This is a genomic window from Corynebacterium sp. KPL2680, assembly GCF_040225675.1.
GTDB classification, from domain to species: Bacteria; Actinomycetota; Actinomycetes; order Mycobacteriales; family Mycobacteriaceae; genus Corynebacterium; species Corynebacterium rhinophilum.
Genome location: NZ_JBEHFM010000015.1, coordinates 12,674 through 30,140 on the forward strand (window position 1 = coordinate 12,674; position 17,467 = coordinate 30,140).

Consider the following 17,467-nt stretch of genomic DNA (forward strand, 5'->3'; position numbering starts at 1 on the left):
ACAAAGGGCGAGTATACCCAGAACGTGAGGAAATCCTCTAGTTTTCTTCGAGTGTCAGCAAAAAACGCTTGATATCCAGGCCGCCGGCATAGCCACCGAGCGTTCCATCGCTGCGCAGCACGCGGTGGCAAGGCCGAATGATCGGCAGGGGATTGGCGCCGCAGGCGGTGCCGACCGCCCGGGTAGCAGCGGGACGCCCCACGGCGGCGGCGAGCTCGCCATAGCTTGAGACCTCGCCGTAGCCGATGGTGTCCAGTTGCGCGTGAATTTGGGCGCGAAATTCCGTCGTTGGCTCCGGGTTGAGCGGCAGGTCGAACTCGCGGCGGCGCCCGGCGAAATACTCCGCGAGCTGCTCCTGCGCCGCATCTAAGATGTCTGCACCGCGCTTGTCGATGCCCCCATTCACCACGCCGCTCACCTCGCCGCGAACCTGATTGGTTTCGCGGTGTCCCTTGCTTTCCTCGTCGCGACCCGACTGGATCGCGACGAAGTCGACGCGGGACAGTCCGTCTGCGTCTGCGGTGAGCAGCAGCGGGCCGATGGGAGTATCGATGGTGCGCAGCATGGTGGTGTGAACGCTAGTTCTTAGGCGTTCTTCTCTGCTTCGAGGCGGTTGATGAGGTCTTCTTGTACCTCGCGGCGGCGGATCTTGCCCATTTGGTCCTTGGCCAGTTCCTCGAAGTGGTAGAAGGTGCGTGGGACCTTGTAGCGGGTCAGGCGCTCGCGGCAGTACTCCTTGAGGCCTTCGGGGTCGAGCGCGGCGCCATCGGCAAGATCGAGGCAGGCCACGACATCTTCGGAGCCGTCCTCGCGCGGGCGGCCCACCACGGCGGCGTCGTCGACGCTGGGGTGCTCGCGCAGGATTTCTTCGACCTCGCCTGGGTAGACGTTGAAGCCGCCGGTGATGATGATTTCCTTGATGCGGCTGACCAGGCGGATGAAGCCGTCTTCTTCCATGATGCCCATGTCACCGGTGCGGAACCAGTCACCGTGGAAGGCGGTATCGGTGGCTTCCTGGTTATTGAGGTAGCCCTTGAAAATCTGCGGGCCGCGGGCCAGCACTTCGCCCTCAACGCCGTCCGGCTGGGTTTCATCCAGGTTATCGGGGTTGGCGATGCGCACCTCGGTATCCGGGAAGGGAATGCCCACGTAGCCGGGGCGTCGGTCAGTGCTCATGGGGTTACCTACGATGATTGGCGAGCACTCGGTTAGGCCATAGCCCTCTACGAGCAGGCCACCGGTGGCGTTTTCCCACTTATTGACGGTCTCAGAAGGCAGGGTGGATGCGCCGGAGAAGGCTGCTCGCACGCCCTTGATGGGAACTTCTTGCTCCTCGGCGGCCTTGACGATGCGCTCGTACAAGGTAGGAACGCCCGGGACCCAGGTCGGGGTGTGCTTCTTCATCAGCTGCATGATGAGCGGGATCTGCGGCACGGGGAGAATGACCAATTCGCCGCCGATGAGCTGGGCCAAGGTGACGTTCATGGTCAGGCCATACGCGTGGAAGAAGGGCAGGGCGGCGAGCATGCGCTCTGGCTTATCGCCTAAGCCTGGCACCCAAGCCTTGCCCTGGAGCAGGTTGGATACGAGGTTGCCGTGCGAGAGCATCGCGCCCTTGGGTGCGCCGGTCGTACCGGAGGTGTACATCACCAGCGCGATGGTGTCCTTATCAATATCCTCCGGCGTCTTTATATCGCTGCCATTGCCGCCGATGGCATCACCAATCAGCGTTTCCCACGGCACGGTATTTGGTGCCGGGGCAGAAAGCTGCTCGCGCTTGGCCTTGAGCGGGGGAAGCGGCAGGCGCAGCGCGGCGCGCTGCAGGGTGGGCATGGCGTTGATCATGTTGATGGACACGACCGTTTCCAGGTTGGTGGTAGCCCGCAGCTTCTCCAGGGTGGGGGCGGCCTTGTCCCAGGCGATGGCGATGCGCGCGCCGTGATCCTGGAAGAGGCCCTCAAGCTCGTGGGCGGTATAAAGCGGGTTGTGCAGCACAACCTGGGCGCCGAGCTTCAAGATGGCATAAAAGGCCGCGATGTACTGCGGGCTATTGGGGGCAACGATGGCTACGCGGTCACCGGGGCGCACGCCAAAGGCCTTCAGGCCGGCTGCGGCGGCGCGCACTTGGCGGTCCAGCTCGGAATAGTTTTGGCTGCGTCCAAAGAAATACGTGGCTGACTTATCGCCATTGACCTTGAGGTTATTGTCAAACAGGTCCAACAGGGTGGTGTTGCCATAGTCGAGGCTATGCGGCGTCCACTCCGGGTAATACTGGAGCCATGCCTTTGATTCATAAGCGGACAATGCGTGACCTTTCGGTAGCGTAGGTTGTTGGCAGGGGCCAGTATAGCGCCGCTAAGATGGGTCACCATGCGCATCGCCATGATTTCTATGCATACTTCCCCCATTGAGCAGCCTGGCTCCGGGGATGCCGGCGGAATGAACGTCTACGTTTTAAATATTGCCTGCCAATTAGCCCGGCTTGGCGTCGAGGTAGATGTCTATACCCGCGCTACTCGTCCCAGCCACAAAGAAATCGTGGAAGTGGTCCCCAACCTGCGGGTGATCAACATTGTGGCAGGCCCCTTTGAGGGGCTAGAAAAAGAAGATCTACCTACCCAGCTGGCAGCTTTTTCCGGCGGCGTAATGCAATTTGCCAAGTGGCAGGGCAAAAAATATGACCTTATTCACTCCCATTACTGGCTTTCCGGCCAAGTGGGATGGCTGCTTCGCGATCTATGGGGCATCCCCCTCGTCCACACCGCCCACACCTTGGCAGCGGTGAAAAACGCTTACCGCACCGCCGAGGACACCGTGGAATCAGAGGCGCGGCGCATCTGCGAGCAGCAATTGGTGGATAATGCCGATCTCCTCGTGGTCAATACCGATCAGGAAGCCCGCGATTTGGCGGAGCACTACGATGTCGAGCGCGATATCATCCGCGTGGTCTCCCCAGGTGCTGACGTGGGGCTATTCACCCCAGGTACCGACCGCAACACTGAGCGTTCCCGCCGCGAGCTGGGCATCCCGTTGCATACCAAGGTCGTGGCCTTTGTGGGGCGGCTACAGAAATTCAAGGGGCCCGAAGTTCTTATCCGCACCGCCGCCGAGCTGTGCCACCGCGAGCCCACTCGCGATTTTAGGGTGCTCATCTGCGGCGGGCCATCCGGGGCCAATGCCTCGCCGGAGGCGTATAGGGAATTGGCGCGGGAGTTGGGCGTGCAAAAGCGCGTGCGCTTTTTAGGACCCCGCCCACCCGAGGAGCTGGTAGGTGTGTACCGCGCCGCGGATATCGTGGCGGTGCCCAGCTACAACGAGTCTTTTGGTCTGGTGGCGCTCGAGGCTCAGGCCTCTGGCACGCCGGTCGTCGCCGCGGCAGTGGGTGGGCTGCCCATCGCCGTCGTCGATGGCGAGACCGGGCTGCTGGTGCCGTCCCACGATCCGAAGGACTGGGCGGATTCCTTGAGCCAGCTGCTTGATGATGACGCCCGGCGCATCGCCATGGGCGAGGCCGCCGTCGCGCATGCCGCGCGCTTTAGTTGGACCAACACGGCCCGAGAGCTGACGGAAATTTATGACGAAGCCCGGCAGATTCCCGTGCCGGACTGCCACCAACGTCGGGCGAAGGGAGACTAGCTTCACTGACGCGCCGGGCGGTTACGTGGCATGCTGGAGGCATGACTAACGGAAAACTGATTCTTCTTCGCCATGGCCAATCCACCTGGAATGAATCCAACCAATTTACTGGTTGGGTCGATGTTGATCTGACAGAAAAGGGTGAGGCAGAGGCCAAGCGCGGCGGCGAGCTGCTCGCGCAAGAAGGCATCCTGCCCAACGTGCTGTACACCTCCTTGCTGCGCCGCGCCATCCGCACCGCAAATATCGCGCTGGATGCGGCCGACCGCCACTGGATCCCGGTCATTCGTGACTGGCGCCTGAACGAGCGCCACTACGGTGCGCTGCAGGGCTTGAACAAAGCCGAGACCAAGGAAGAATACGGCGAGGACCAGTTCATGGCATGGCGCCGTTCCTATGACACGCGCCCACCCGAGCTTGCCGATGACGCCGAGTACTCCCAGGCAAACGACCCCCGCTACGCGGACCTGGACAAGGTCCCACAGACGGAGTGCCTGAAGGACGTAGTCGAGCGCTTCGTGCCTTATTTCGAGGAAGAGATTCTGCCGCGGGCCAAGAAGGGCGAGTCCGTCATGATTGCAGCGCACGGCAACTCCCTGCGCGCGTTGGTCAAGCACCTCGATGGCATTTCCGATGATGACATCGCCGGGCTGAATATCCCGACCGGTATCCCGCTGGTTTACGAGATCGCGGAGGATGGCTCCGTGGTCAACGAGGGCGGCACCTACCTGGACCCAGAGGCCGCCGAGGCCGGGGCCGCTGCCGTTGCCGCGCAGGGTGGCAAGTAACCCGCTACTGCATATAAGTCCCCGGGGAGGTGCTCCCTGGGGACTTTCTAATGATTAGGCTTAATCACGTGGAATTAATTTTTGTCTTTCTCGCGGGCGTGCTTGCCTGCGCGGTGGCGCTGCCATTAATTTCCCGGGTGCGCGAGCGTATGGCACGCCGCCAGCGCGCCAGCGACGCCCAGGCAAACCAGGTCACCAACGTGAGCCAGGGCCTGCACCTCGCGGTCCAGGGCTCTCCTACGGCGCTGACGGTGCTCGATAGGAATCAGGAAATCATCCTGTCCAATCCCGCGGCGCACGAGATGTCCGTGGTCCACGATCGCGCCGTCAATCCGGAAATCTGGAAGACCGCAGAGCAGGTATTCGAGGATAAGGAAACCCGCACCGTGGACCTGGCAATCCCCAAGCGCCGCACTGGGCACCGCGTCACTCAGGTCAAGGCCGTTATCAAGCCGCTGACGCTGAACGATGGCCGCTTTATCATCATCTACGGCACCGATGAGAGCGAAAACGTGCGCATGGAATCCGCGCGCCGCGATTTCGTAGCTAACGTCTCCCACGAGCTGAAAACCCCGGTGGGTGGCATCGCACTGCTGGCCGAGGCCCTGCTGCAAGACCCCGAGGATCCGGAGCACGTGAAGTACTTCGGCAACAAGGTGCAAAAAGAGGCCAACCGCATGGCGGATATGGTCAGCGAGCTTATTTCGCTGTCCAAGCTGCAGGGCGCCGAAGCGCTGCCGGAAATGCAACCGCTTTACGTGGACGATCTCATTGACGAGGCGATTTCGCGCAATCAGCTCGCCGCAGACGCGCGCTCCATCAGGCTGACCCAAGGTCCCTCCGAGGGCGTGCAGATCAGAGGCGACCGTTCTCTCTTGGTAACGGCGCTGTCTAACCTCATTTCCAACGCGATTAATTATTCGCCGGAGGAATTGCCGGTCTCCGTCTCACAGAAAGTGGTGGGAGAGGACGTCGTGTTGATCCGGGTGACGGACCGTGGCATCGGTATCCCACCGGAGCATCATAAGCGCGTCTTCGAGCGCTTTTTCCGCGTTGACCAAGCCCGGTCGCGGCAGACGGGAGGCACTGGCTTAGGATTAGCAATTGTCAAACACGTGGTGGCCAACCACGGGGGCAATATCAAGCTGTGGTCGCGCCCGGGCACGGGCTCTACTTTTACCATCGAGTTGCCCATATATAAGGAAGAGAAGCCAGCGCACGAGGCTGACTTGCAGGATAATGAAGACAAGGAATCCGTCGATGCGGCGGCTCCTGGGCTCCAGCGTGCGGTAGCACGCGTAGCAGCACGTCGAAAGGATAAAGCACAATGACCACCATTCTCATCGTGGAAGATGAAGAGTCGCTGGCCGATCCGCTGGCATTCTTACTCCGCAAGGAAGGCTTCGAGCCGATTATCGCCCTCGATGGCCCATCCGCGCTGGAGAAATTCGGCGAAAATGACATCGACATCGTGCTGCTTGACCTCATGCTTCCCGGCATGTCCGGCACCGACGTGTGCAAGCAGCTGCGCGCCACCTCCTCCGTGCCGGTCATTATGGTCACCGCGCGCGATGCGGAAATCGACAAGGTCGTGGGCCTGGAGCTGGGCGCGGACGATTACGTCACCAAACCGTATTCCTCCCGCGAGCTCATTGCCCGCATCCGGGCCGTGTTGCGTCGCGGCAACGATCGGTCCTCCCACGCGGATGCTGCGGAGAGCACCGAGGCAGAAGACGAGCAGATCCTGTCCGGCGGCCGCGTGAAGATGGATGTGGAGCGCCACATCGTCACTGTGGCAGACGAGCCGGTGGCTATGCCGCTCAAGGAGTTTGACCTGCTGGAATACCTCCTGCGCAACGCCGGGCGCGTGCTGACCCGCGGCCAGCTCATCGATCGCATTTGGGGTGCCGATTACGTGGGCGATACCAAGACGCTAGACGTGCACATCAAGCGCCTGCGCACCAAGATTGAGGAGCACCCCTCTCGCCCGAAGCACCTGGTGACGGTGCGCGGGTTGGGCTATAAATTCGAGCTCTAATACCAGCCGGCCTTGATACTGGCTGGGTGCTGGCTAAGCTTTACGCCGTGCTCGGCGGCTTCCGCGCGGGAACGGCATTGTTGAGCCAAAATATCGTAGCTTTCGCGCCCCATGAGCGCGACGAGCTCGTCCTCGTGCGATTGCCACATTGGCAGCGGATTGGCGTGGCAGGCGCCATCAGTAGAGCAGTACCAATCAAAGTCTTCGCCGCCATTGCCCCAACCGCGGCGGTCATATTCGCCGATGGTGGTGCGCAAAATCTCCTGCCCATCGGGGCGTTCTTCATAATCCTCGTAGCGCCGCAGCGGCAGCTGCCAGCACACCTCTGGCTTGACCACGGTCAGCTCCTCGCCGCTATCGACGGCCCATTGGTGCAGCGCGCAGCCGGTGCCTGTTTCCCAGCCGGCGCGGTTGGCAAAGATGCAGGCGCCATCCACGATGGGCGTTTTCAGCGCCGGTTCCGGTTCGCCGTCCTCGCCATCGAGCTCGTCCCATTCCAACCAGGGCTCTAGCTCATCGGTGTTTTCTTGCTCCAGTAATTCATCTACCCCCGCTGGGCGCAGTTGCCAGTAGCGCGCGGGCATGCGGGAGACGGCATCGTAAAGCTGGTCGCGGTCTTGTTCATCGGCCATATATGCACCGTGCACGCAGCAGCCCACATCGGGCTGGCTCTTATCGATGCCCCGGCACGCCGACGTGCCAAATTGGCAGCTGTAGTGCGATTCCACCCACGTCAGATCGATGGAAAAGACATGGTAAGGGTCGTTTGGGTTGGTAAATTCGAACCACTCCCGCGGAAAATCTGGGGCCTCTTCGTGCCCGGCTTTAATCGATGCCGCCGCAGGCGAGCTGGCGGGAAAACCTAGGTAAACGGTGTCAGATTTTGGGCGATTCACACCTAACCACGGTAGACCTACTACGCTATGGGTGTGCGATTAGGTGTATTAGACGTTGGAAGTAATACCGTCCACCTCGTTGCGGTCGATGCCGCAATGGGGGGACGGCCTACTCCGATGAGCGATTGGAAGACCCCACTCCGGCTGGTTGAACAGCTGGATAAGAAGGGAAACATCCACGAAAAGGGCCTGAAAAAGCTCGTTTCCGCCGTGGGTGAGGCAAGCGAGCTGGGTGAAAAACTCGGGTGCTCCGAATTTATTGCCTTCGCGACCTCCGCGGTCCGCTCTGCCCCTAACTCTGAAGCGGTACTCGATGAGGTGGAAAAGCAGACCGGCGTGCGCTTGCAGATCCTCTCGGGCGTGGAAGAAGCGCAGCTTACCTTCCTCGCTGCCCGCCGTTGGTACGGCTGGTCCGCTGGGCGCATTACCAACCTGGACATCGGCGGTGGCTCCCTAGAGTTATCTACCGGTACCGATGAACACCCTGACCTGGCTTTCTCTCTCGATCTGGGCGCAGGACGTCTTACCCACAACTGGTTCGATACCGATCCGCCGGAGAAAAAGAAGGTCAGTGCGCTGCGCGATTTCATCGATGCGGAGCTTGAAGATGCCGTCACGCAGATGAAGGCAATGGGCCCGGCTGGCTTGGCCGTGGGCACCTCGAAAACCTTCCGCACCCTCTCGCGGCTGACTGGTGCGGCGCCCTCGTCTGCGGGGCCATACGTCAAGCGCACCTTGACCGCACCGGGCCTGCGCCAGTTGATTTCATTCATTACGCGCATGACTGCAGCAGACAGAGCGGACCTCGAGGGTGTAAGTTCGAACCGATCGCACCAAATCGTCGCCGGCGCTTTGGTTGCCGAGGCAAGCATGCGAGCTCTGGGTATCGAGAAGTTGGAAATCTGCCCATGGGCGCTGCGCGAAGGTGTTATTTTGCGCCGGACCGACAAGGGATTGGAATAGGAAGAGATCATGGCTGACGAAAAACAGTTGACCGTGGCCGAGCTGCTGGCTCGCAACAACAAGGACCGCACGGACAAGGACGAGAAGACCTCTCGCCGCCGTCGGCGGAGCCTCGATGAGGGCGGCGTATCCGTTGCTGAGCTCACCGGCAGCCTGAAAAAGGTAAAGTCCACCCCGCCTGAGGCGAAGCACACCAACGTATCCATCGACGATGACGCCCCTGTCATCCGGGCGCCGAAGTCCAAGGACGAGCAGGCCGCTGAGAAAAACGCCACGGCGAAGCCGACCAGCTCCAAGCCAGCTGGTTCCACGCCTGCCGGTGCTAAGCCTGCTGGCGCCAAGTCCACTGCGGGCAAGTCTGCCGCAGGCAACCCGGCTGCGGGACAGGCGGGCATCGGCAAGCCTGCGCAAAGCAGGCCGTTCCAGCCTAAATCCGCTTCCCCTAAGCCGGCCGCAGAGAAGCCTTCCGCTGGTACTCCCACCGCGTCCCCAGCGCCGAAGAAGAACGGAAAGCCGAGTGGGCCGACCGCTTCTCCCAAGCCTGCGGCGGGGCCTGCCTCGCAGCCGACGGCTAAGCCTGCCCCAGCACAGAAGGCAAACGCGCAGGAGGGAAAGAAGCCTGCGCAGTCGGAGCCGGAGGACAAGGCGAGCGCAAAGGACGCCGAGAAGAAGTCCCATCAGCCATCCGCAGATGACACTGCGGTGATGCAGCGCATCGGCAAGTCGCAGTCCTTGCAGGACAAGCGGAAGGACGCCGCTGATGCCGCTGAATCCAGTGCTAAAGAAACAGCTGGCGCAGCTGGCGCTGCCGGGACAGGTGCCGCTGCAGCCACCGCAGCGGGCGCCAAGGACGCTGGAACCAAGGGCAAGGCTGCCGCGCCTGCGCAGAAGCCTGTGGCGGCCGCGAAGAAGCCTGACGATACCGGCGAGCTGTCTCAGGTGCGGGACGAGGAAGTTACCGAAGAGCACGAGAAGCTCAACCCCATGTCTATCCTCATCATGGTGGTCGTGGGCATTGTCTTGGCCATTGTTATCTTCAAGGGCTTTGAAGTTCTTTGGGATAACTTCCCGCGCATCGTTGTGGCCATCTTGGCACTCGGCGTGACCGCAATTATGGTCGGAGTTACGCATGCGCTACGCACCGCCCGCGATGGCTTCTCCATGTTCCTTGCGGGCCTTACCGGCCTTATATTGACCTTTGGCCCACTGCTTTTGGTCATGCTCTAAACCGGCGAATTGCTGAGAACCACCCGGCTGCTTCCTTCGTGGAGGTAGCCGGGTGGCGTTATTTTTGGCATTGTGGAGACCATGACAAAGATTGCAATTTTAGGTGGAGGACAAATCGGTGAGGCTTTGACCTCGGGTCTTGTGGAATCGGGCTTTAATGCTTCCGATATCACGGTGACTAACCGCACAGCCTCCCGCGGTGAAGAGCTCAAGAGCAACTATGGCGTTAATGTCACGACGGATAACGCCGAGGCGGTGGACGGCGCGGACTATATCTTCGCGTCCGTCAAGCCTTACGCCATCTTGGACCTGCTGGGCGAGATTAGCCCAGCCAAGGACGCCGTGGTGGTCTCTATGGCTGCTGGGCTAACGCTGGAGGCCCTGCAGGCCGCTGCGGGCGAGGGCGTGCCGGTTGTGCGCGTTATGCCCAATACGCCGATGCTGGTGCGCCGCGGCATGTGCACCTGCGCCGCCGGCGAGCACGTTACTGAGACCCAGATGCAGGGCGTGAGAGAGCTGCTCGAGGCCGTTGGTGAGGTCGCGGTCATCCCGGAGAAAAACATCGATGCTGCGACCGCCCTGGCTGGTTCCTCGCCGGCCTACTTCTTCCTTGTGGCAGAGGCGCTTGTCGATGCCGGCGTGCAGCTCGGCCTTCCCCGCGATATCGCCGAAAAGCTCGCAGCCCAGGCGGCTGCCGGCTCCGGCGATATGTTGGCCAACTCCGGTCGCTCGGCAACGCAGCTGCGCGCGGGTGTGACCTCGCCAGGCGGTACCACTGCCGCGGCCGTGCGCGAGCTGGAAGAGTCTGGCCTGCGCGGTGCGTTCTACCGCGCCGCCGAGGCGTGCTCCGATAAGGCTAAGGAGCTGGGCTAGAAGCCCGCCAAATGCGGCGAGTTCCCCGTGGTGGGGTGTAGTTACCTCGCACCACGCGGGGGCAGTCCGAGAGTCATGGGGCGGTTGTTAAGCAGCGCTTTTGGCGGTGAACTGAACAACTGCTGTGAAAAAATTTGGCACTTGGGTCGCATTAGTCACATGTTTCACGATAGGCTGGGACGAGCACGTGCGTGAAGTCCTGTGGGAGGGGAAGCCTACAGCGCGTAACGAGCTGAAGGGTTAGATAATTATGGCAAATGAAGAAAAAGGAACCTTTCTGACGATCGCGGAGGTCGCCGAAATCATGCGCGTCTCTAAGATGACTGTCTACCGTTTGGTTCACGCAGGCGAAATGCCGGCTGTGCGCGTCGGACGCTCTTTCCGCGTTCACGAGTCTGCCGTTAACGAGTACCTCGAGGCATCCGTTTACGGAGCGTAGGTTCTCGCGCCTTTAAGGCAGCGCCCACTTCTGTTGGCCACTCTTGGTCAGCGGTGGTGGGCGCTGTCTCGTTTTCCCGCGCGCTTCCTTTTGCCGGCGTCGCCATCGGGGTCACTTTTGGAGACGCGCTGGGGACTAGGTAAGATGGATCGCATTCGTGTCGGCACGCCGTGATGGCCCGCATATGTGCGGCCAAGGTGGCAAAGAGTGCACCTTTGTCGTTTCAGGCGCCGGCAGGTTCACAGTACGTACTAAAAGAAAGTGAGGACGCCTGTTATGGGTTCTGTCATCAAGAAGCGCCGCAAGCGCATGTCCAAGAAGAAGCACCGCAAGATGCTGCGCCGCACCCGCGTGCAGCGTCGTAAGTTGGGTAAGTAAACCCAATAGCCTAGGATTCCTCCGCACCGTGCCTTAGCGCGGCGGCGGAGGTTTTCTGGTTTTAACGCCGAGCTTGGATTTCCGGTCGTGCCTCCGCTGCACCTCTCCACATACGGTCGATTGTTTTGAGCTGTAGAATCAATTCAACCCAGAAAAGCTGGGTCATGCGATGCTTCATGTGTTTAGCATCTGTTTCAAGGGAGGTTCCTGAGTGGGGTCCTTATCTGTATTCGGTACGTATTTATTAGCCATCGTTTTGATCGGCGATGCCGTGCTTTCTGTGAAGCCGCCCAAGTTCATTAGTCGCTGCCTTAGCGGAGTCAATTTTCCGCAAGATTGGTGGTGGGTGCTTATCGGAATTAAGGCGCTCGCTGCGCTTGGCTTGATCGTCGGAGCCGTTTTGAATAACCCGTCGATTACAACCACTGTCTCCGTCGGCGTACTTGCTTACTTTATTTTCGCCATTATCGCTCATATCAAGGCGAATTTCGTGGGTAAGGAGTTTTGGGTAAATTGCCTCGGGATGACGATTCTTAGTGCGGTTGTGCTCGTGTTGAACTTCGCGGCGATGGGGGAGCAATAGCCACACCGACGGGCTTAAGAAAGTAATTTGCTGAGCGACCGTTTAGAGTCGGCAGTGCTGGCTGTATTTCTACTTCCGGAAATAGCGCCAGCCGCCATAGGAAAAGGCGGCCGTGACAAGCGCTGGAAGGCCATAGGTGCGAATAGCGCGGCGGATGGAGCGGTAGTCGCGGACGATCCAGCCGCGCTTCTCTGCAATGTTGCGCAGCTTGCGGTCCGGGTTGATGGCTACGGGGGTGCCCACCATGGTGAGCATGGGCATGTCATTGGCGGAGTCGGAGTAGGCGGTGCACCGGTCCAGATCGAGGCCCTCGATGGTAGCAAGGGCGGCAACGGCGTGCTTCTTGCCTGGGCCGTGGAGGATATCGCCCACCAAGCGGCCAGTGAACTTTCCGTCTTCTACCTCCGCGACGGTGCCGAGGGCGCCGGTAAAGCCAAAGCGGCGCGCCAAAACCTGGGCGAGCTGGACTGGGGTAGCGGTAACGAGCCACACCTGTTGGCCGGCGGCGAGGTGCATCTCCGCGAGCTGTGTGGTGCCGGGGTATGCGCGGCGGGCGAGAGAAGCTTCGACGATTTCCTCGCAGAGATCGATGAGATCGTCCACGCTGCGGCCTTTGACAAACTCTAGGGCCTGCGCGCGGCCGGCGGCGACGTCCTTTGCATTCTCCGCGCCAGAGAGGCGGAATTTTATTTGCTTCCAAGCAACCGGAAGTATCTCAGAGATGCGGATATAGCGCCGGCGGGCGAGCCCAAAGCCGAATTCCACCAAGGAGGAACCCTGAACGAGGGTATTGTCTACGTCGAAAAAGGCGGCGACGCCGACATCGACGGGGACGTCCGGATCCTGGTCCGTGATGCGCGGGGAGCCTGCGGCGTCATAAGAGCCGGAGACGGAGGCTACGCCGGAGGCGAAGTCCTCGAGCTCGAGTCCGAATTCCTCTAAAGCGGCGGCAGCGGCCGCCTCACCTGCGGCGCGCTGTTCTTCCTCGCCCAAGGGGGCCAGCGCCTGGTTTTCTAAGAAGTTGCGCAGATTGCCGCGCGAGGCCGTCCAATTGGCCAAAAAGTCGCGGGGAGATTCGGGGAATCCGGGGGGAGGTAAAGCGGACACGAGTGGAATAAACAGCTTTCGCAAACGCGGGGTGGACTAACATGTCCATAGTAAACGTTTCCCCCGTCTGCGTCCTTATGAGGAGAATCCCGCCCCTATGTCCCAGCATCTAGTCGAGCTCATGGTGCGCCCCACCTGCGGTTCCTGTAAACGGGTAAAAGAGCAGATTACCCCCGTTATCCAGGAGGCCGGTGCCCAGCTGGAAGTGCGCAACGTGGAAGATAGCCGCGAGCTCGAGATGGAATTCGGTGACCGCGTTCCCGTTGTAGTGATAGACGGAGAAGAATTCGCCTGCTGGGAAGTCGATAACGAAGAGTTGACTGCGGAGCTGCGCTGACGATTCGGGTTCCGCGCCCACGCGGGGTAGTCTTTGGAACCATTGCGGTCAATCAAAAGGTTGAGGAGTGTGGAGCATGAGCGTGCTCGTTGTGGGAATGTCCCACCAATCGGCACCCGTGGCGTTGCTGGAAAAATTGAGTATGGACGATGTGGTGCAGCATTCCGCTTGCGGGCGGTTGGTTGACACCGAGTCCCTTACTGAGGCGATGATCATTTCCACGTGTAACCGCCTCGAGGTCTATACGGTGACCAATTCCTTCCACACCGGCGTGCAGGACGTCATCCGGGTGCTGCAGGAAGTCTCCCACGTCGATGAGGAAGAGCTGCGCAATTACCTTTACGTGCGCTATGCCGATGCCGCCGCGGAACACCTCATGTCCGTTACCTCCGGCCTGGATTCGATGGTGGTGGGCGAGCAACAGATCATCGGTCAGGTGCGTTCTGCCTACCAGTCCGCCTCCGAGCAGGGTACGGTTGGCCCGCGTATCCACGCCTTGGCGCAGTCCGCGCTGCGGGCCGGCAAGCGCGTGCACTCGGAAACGGAGATCGACAAGGCCGGCGTCTCCATGGTGACTTTCGCCTTTGACCAGGCGCTGCAGCGCCTCGATGCGGAGGATCTGCAGGGCAAGTCCGCGCTCGTGTTGGGCGCCGGGGCGATGGCCTCGCTTGCGGCCACCCACGCAGGCCGGCTGGGCATCGGCGAGCTGGTGATTGCCAACCGCACCCGCGAGCGCGCCGAGCGCCTTGCCGGCCACGCTGAGGAGGCCGGGGTCCACACCCGCGTGGTGGATTTTGAGGATCGCGCCGCCGCGCTTGCCGATGTCGACCTCGCCATCTCCGCCACCGGCGCCGAAGGCTTTACCATTACCGCGTCCGACATTCCGCCCGCGCACCTGCTGATGCTCATTGACCTCTCCCTCCCGCGCGATATCGATGACGCGGCAACTGAAATCGATGACGTGGACCTGGTGAATATCGAGCGCCTCAGCAAGTCCCTGTCGGCGGTAGCGACTGATGTCGCGGCGGGCACGGACCCGCACGAGCAGGCCCGCACCATCGTGGACGAGGAGCTTGCCGCCTATACCTCTGCCCAACGCGTGCGCGATGTGGCACCTGCCGTTAGCGCCCTGCACCGCCGCGCGGCGGATCTCGTGGAGTGCGAGGCGGCTCGCCTGCAGCAAAAGCACCCGGAGCTAGAGGGCAAGCAGCTTGCCGATGTCCAAGGTGCCCTCAAACGCGTCGCCGACAAGCTGCTGCATGAACCGACGGTGCGGGCGAAGAAGCTGGCGGCATCGGATAGCAGTTTTAGCAGCGAAAATGCCCTGCAGGAACTCTTTGGCCTGCAGCTGGAAGGCTCCGGCGTTGCCGTGGCCGTCAATGAATTGCCCACGCTGAATAAGGAGGCGTAAATGTTCCAGATTGGTACCCGTGGCTCCAAGCTTGCCACCACCCAGGCAGGACACGTCCGCGATTGGCTTATCGATGCCGGATTCGATTCCGAACTTCACATCGTCACCACCGCCGGCGATACCAATATGGCCCCGGTCGAGCGCATCGGCGTGGGCGTATTCACCCAGGCGCTGCGCGAGGCGCTGTACAGCGGCGAATGCGATATCGCCGTGCACTCTTTCAAGGACCTGCCCACAGCCGAGGATGATCGCTTCCGTTTGGTCATCCCGCAGCGCCAGGACAGCCGCGAGGTGCTGGTCGCCCGTGACGGGATGAGCCTGATGCAGCTGCCGGAGGGCGCGCGGGTGGGAACCTCGGCGCCGCGCCGCATCTCCCAGCTGGCCGCCCTGCGCCCGGACCTGGAGATCCGCCCGCTGCGCGGCAATATCGATACCCGCATGTCCAAGGTGACCGATGGCGAGCTCGATGCCGTGGTGCTGGCCTATGCCGGGCTGCTGCGCGGTGGCTACGAAGATCGGGCGAGCGATATCTTCGACCCAGAATTATTCATGCCCGCTCCTGCCCAAGGAGCACTGGCCATCGAGGCCGTCGCTGGCACTGAGGCGGCCGCGGCATTAGACGCCGTTGTTGATGATCAAGCCACCTCCGCTGCCCTTGCCGAGCGCGCCGTTCTCGCCCGGCTCGAGGCCGGCTGCACCGCGCCCGTGGCCGCTACGTCCCGCTGGAACGGCGATCAATTAACGGTGCGCGGCGGCGTCTTTGCGCTGGATGGTTCCCGCCAATTGACCGCCACCGCCTCTGGCGCCGCGGCGGAAGCTGCGGAGTTGGGCGCGCGGGTCTCTGATGAGCTTTTCACCCAAGGCGCGGCCGACCTGCTGGGTTAGTAATTTCTACTTTAAGCGCTAATAATTTAAGGTGTAGATACCATAGATCATTTTTTGCAATGATACCCGGCCCCCTTTAAGGGCATCCCAGGACGTAGCGCCTGGGATTTTGGCCGTTATGACCTTGATACCCACCGACGGCGCGGGGAGAAACACTGCAGGCGATCATGTCCGTGTGCGGTGCCGCGGGCCCAGATCTAGAAAAGAACTTTATGAGCAATGCTGTGTCAGACACCCAGTTGGGCAAGATCGTCTTCGTGGGCGCTGGTCCGGGAAACCCAGACCTGCTGACCGTCCGCGCCCGCGAAGTTCTGGCCAATAACGCTATCGCCGTGACCGATCCGCAGGTCATGCAGGGCGTGCGCGATGCTGTCGCCACCGCGCTGCCCGTCCCGCAAGAGCTGCTGGATGCCGCGGAAGAGGAATACGCGCAGATGTGCGCCGATGCCAAGGCCAAGGGCGCGCGCCGCAAGCCGCCCCGCCCACCGGCACCGACCGCCGCGGTGCTCTACGCACCGGGCGAGGACATCGTAAGCCAGCTGCGCGAGTGCCTTGCCGAGGCCGATGGCGAGGACGTCATCCGCCTCGTAACCGGTAACCCGCTCAACCGCGAATCCATCAAGGCCGAAATCAACGCCGTGGCCTCCGCAGGCCTGGAATTCCAGGTCGTGCCGGGCATGTCCCTGCCCTCGACCGTGCCGTCCTTTGCCGGGCTGGCGCTCGGATCGACGTACACGGAGGCCGATGTCACCGATGGCGCCGACTGGGACGCGCTCGCCAATGCCACCCAGCCCATCGTCTTGCAGGCCACCAAGGAAGACTTGGCAGACATTTCCACCGAGCTGCAGCAGCGCGGCATGCCGGCGGAAACCGAGGCCTTTGTGACCGTCCACGGCACCACGCGCCTGCAGCGCACCTATGAGACGACGCTGGGGACCATCGCCAAGCTGGACGCGGATTTGTCCGGCCCGCTGGTGGTGACCCTTGGCCGCAGCATCGATGACCGCACCAAATACTCGTGGTGGGAAAACCGCCCGCTCTATGGCTGGCGCGTGCTGGTGCCGCGCACCAAGGAACAGGCTGGGCCCATGTCCGCGCGCCTAGCCGGCTACGGCGCCATCCCGCAGAACGTGCCGACGATTTCCATTGAGCCGCCCCGCAACCCAGCGCAGATGGACCGCGCCATCAAGGGCATCGTCGAAGGCCGCTACAAGTGGATCGTCTTTACCTCCGTCAACGCCGTGACCGCCGTGTGGGATAAGATTTCCCAGCTCGGCCTGGACGCCCGCGATTTCGCCGGCGTGCACCTTGCCGCCGTGGGCACCAAGACCGCCGATGCCATCCGCGCCAAGGGCATGGTGCCGGAGCTTTTGCCGCACAAGAAGAAGCAAAACGCCGAGGGCCTGCTCGAGGTCTTTCCCAATTACGTCGAAGACATCGACGCCGTTAGCCGCGTCCTCCTGCCGCGCACCGATATCGCCGCCGACACGCTTGTCGATGGCCTCCAGGCCCTCCAGTGGGACGTCGACGACGTCGTGGCTTACCGCACCGTGCGCGCCGCCCCGCCCTCGGCAGAAATCCGCGACATGATCAAGACTGGTGGCTTCGACGCCGTGGCCTTTACATCCGGTTCCACCGTGCGCAACCTGGTGGGCATCGCCGGCAAGCCGCACCAGCGGACGATCATCGCGTGCATCGGGCCATCGGCAAGCGCAGCAGCAGAAGAGCTGGGCCTGCGCGTCGATGTCGTGCCAGATGTTGCGGACGTGCCCGCGCTTGTCGATGCCCTCGCTAGCCACGTCGCCGCCCTCCGCGCCGCCGGTAACCTGCCCGCGCCCCGCAAGAAGCGTCGCGCGCGCAAGAAGACTACTAAGGTCGAGAAGGCGTAAGTTTTTAGTCTCGCTCT

18 protein-coding genes are annotated in these 17,467 nt (G+C 61.7%); 14 read left to right on the forward strand and 4 right to left on the reverse strand.

Translation table 11 applies throughout. The features are described from left to right. Nucleotides 1–37 precede the first annotated feature (37 nt). Both ABRP66_RS08365 and ABRP66_RS08370 read right to left on the reverse strand, forming a co-directional pair. Nucleotides 38–565, reverse strand: coding sequence for a methylated-DNA--[protein]-cysteine S-methyltransferase (locus ABRP66_RS08365; protein ID WP_284770995.1), 528 nt, complete (start codon nt 563–565; stop codon nt 38–40). A gap of 20 nt (nt 566–585) precedes the next feature. Then, complete coding sequence (locus tag ABRP66_RS08370) at nt 586–2,304, reverse strand: long-chain-fatty-acid--CoA ligase (RefSeq protein ID WP_284783250.1); 1,719 nt, start codon at nt 2,302–2,304, stop codon at nt 586–588. Between the two features lie 66 nt (nt 2,305–2,370). On the opposite strand from ABRP66_RS08370, the gene mshA reads away from it, so the two are divergent. The 4 genes from mshA to ABRP66_RS08390 all read left to right on the forward strand — a co-directional run bounded on the left by mshA (nt 2,371) and on the right by ABRP66_RS08390 (nt 6,462). Beyond that, nucleotides 2,371–3,636, forward strand: coding sequence for a D-inositol-3-phosphate glycosyltransferase (mshA, locus tag ABRP66_RS08375; RefSeq protein ID WP_284783251.1), 1,266 nt, complete (start codon nt 2,371–2,373; stop codon nt 3,634–3,636). Between the two features lie 41 nt (nt 3,637–3,677). Continuing rightward, entirely contained in the window at nt 3,678–4,424 is a 747-nt protein-coding gene (locus tag ABRP66_RS08380) for a phosphoglyceromutase (RefSeq protein WP_005276632.1), read from the forward strand. Nucleotides 4,425–4,492: 68 nt separating this feature from the next. Beyond that, a complete protein-coding gene (locus ABRP66_RS08385) occupies nt 4,493–5,755 on the forward strand; it encodes a sensor histidine kinase (RefSeq protein ID WP_410755951.1) in 1,263 nt (420 codons plus the stop codon). Then, nucleotides 5,752–6,462 carry a response regulator transcription factor gene (locus ABRP66_RS08390; protein WP_284783253.1) on the forward strand — a complete coding sequence of 237 codons (711 nt, stop codon included), beginning with the start codon at nt 5,752–5,754 and terminating at the stop codon, nt 6,460–6,462. The genes ABRP66_RS08385 and ABRP66_RS08390 overlap by 4 nt, the downstream gene beginning before the upstream one ends. Here ABRP66_RS08390 and ABRP66_RS08395 read toward each other — a convergent pair. Continuing rightward, a complete protein-coding gene (locus ABRP66_RS08395; RefSeq protein ID WP_284852460.1) occupies nt 6,459–7,358 on the reverse strand; it encodes a DUF3109 family protein in 900 nt (299 codons plus the stop codon). The genes ABRP66_RS08390 and ABRP66_RS08395 overlap by 4 nt on opposite strands. A 33-nt stretch (nt 7,359–7,391) precedes the next feature. On the opposite strand from ABRP66_RS08395, the gene ABRP66_RS08400 reads away from it, so the two are divergent. From ABRP66_RS08400 to ABRP66_RS08425, 6 genes are all read left to right on the forward strand, one after another. After that, on the forward strand, nt 7,392–8,321 hold the full coding sequence (locus ABRP66_RS08400) for a Ppx/GppA family phosphatase (RefSeq protein ID WP_284771001.1): 930 nt from the start codon (nt 7,392–7,394) through the stop codon (nt 8,319–8,321). A 9-nt stretch (nt 8,322–8,330) separates the two neighbouring features. Continuing rightward, nucleotides 8,331–9,548, forward strand: coding sequence for an Rv0497 family membrane protein (locus ABRP66_RS08405; RefSeq protein WP_349838563.1), 1,218 nt, complete (start codon nt 8,331–8,333; stop codon nt 9,546–9,548). 81 nt (nt 9,549–9,629) lie between these two features. Continuing rightward, entirely contained in the window at nt 9,630–10,421 is a 792-nt protein-coding gene (gene proC / locus ABRP66_RS08410; protein WP_284771003.1) for a pyrroline-5-carboxylate reductase, read from the forward strand. A gap of 250 nt (nt 10,422–10,671) precedes the next feature. Beyond that, nucleotides 10,672–10,860: a helix-turn-helix domain-containing protein gene (locus tag ABRP66_RS08415; protein ID WP_005276651.1), complete on the forward strand. Its 189-nt coding sequence runs from the start codon at nt 10,672–10,674 to the stop codon at nt 10,858–10,860. A 276-nt stretch (nt 10,861–11,136) separates the two neighbouring features. Continuing rightward, nucleotides 11,137–11,238: a 30S ribosomal protein bS22 gene (locus tag ABRP66_RS08420; protein ID WP_003855542.1), complete on the forward strand. Its 102-nt coding sequence runs from the start codon at nt 11,137–11,139 to the stop codon at nt 11,236–11,238. A 211-nt stretch (nt 11,239–11,449) separates the two neighbouring features. After that, the gene (locus tag ABRP66_RS08425) at nt 11,450–11,821 is read left to right on the forward strand and encodes a DoxX family protein (RefSeq protein WP_284783256.1); all 372 of its coding nucleotides are present in this window, start codon (nt 11,450–11,452) and stop codon (nt 11,819–11,821) included. Between the two features lie 69 nt (nt 11,822–11,890). Here ABRP66_RS08425 and ABRP66_RS08430 read toward each other — a convergent pair whose 3' ends face one another. Beyond that, nucleotides 11,891–12,928 carry an HAD family hydrolase gene (locus tag ABRP66_RS08430; protein WP_284783257.1) on the reverse strand — a complete coding sequence of 346 codons (1,038 nt, stop codon included), beginning with the start codon at nt 12,926–12,928 and terminating at the stop codon, nt 11,891–11,893. Between the two features lie 97 nt (nt 12,929–13,025). On the opposite strand from ABRP66_RS08430, the gene ABRP66_RS08435 reads away from it, so the two are divergent. The 4 genes from ABRP66_RS08435 (at nt 13,026) to ABRP66_RS08450 (ending at nt 17,450) form a co-directional block, all read left to right on the forward strand. Continuing rightward, nucleotides 13,026–13,265, forward strand: a complete 240-nt coding sequence (locus ABRP66_RS08435; RefSeq protein ID WP_349838564.1) for a glutaredoxin family protein — start codon at nt 13,026–13,028, stop codon at nt 13,263–13,265. A gap of 76 nt (nt 13,266–13,341) precedes the next feature. Next, a complete protein-coding gene (locus ABRP66_RS08440) occupies nt 13,342–14,676 on the forward strand; it encodes a glutamyl-tRNA reductase (protein WP_284783259.1) in 1,335 nt (444 codons plus the stop codon). Further along, nucleotides 14,677–15,561, forward strand: a complete 885-nt coding sequence (hemC, locus tag ABRP66_RS08445) for a hydroxymethylbilane synthase (RefSeq protein WP_349838565.1) — start codon at nt 14,677–14,679, stop codon at nt 15,559–15,561. Nucleotides 15,562–15,773: 212 nt separating this feature from the next. Further along, nucleotides 15,774–17,450 carry a bifunctional uroporphyrinogen-III C-methyltransferase/uroporphyrinogen-III synthase gene (locus ABRP66_RS08450; protein WP_284771008.1) on the forward strand — a complete coding sequence of 559 codons (1,677 nt, stop codon included), beginning with the start codon at nt 15,774–15,776 and terminating at the stop codon, nt 17,448–17,450. Nucleotides 17,451–17,467: the final 17 nt, after the last annotated feature.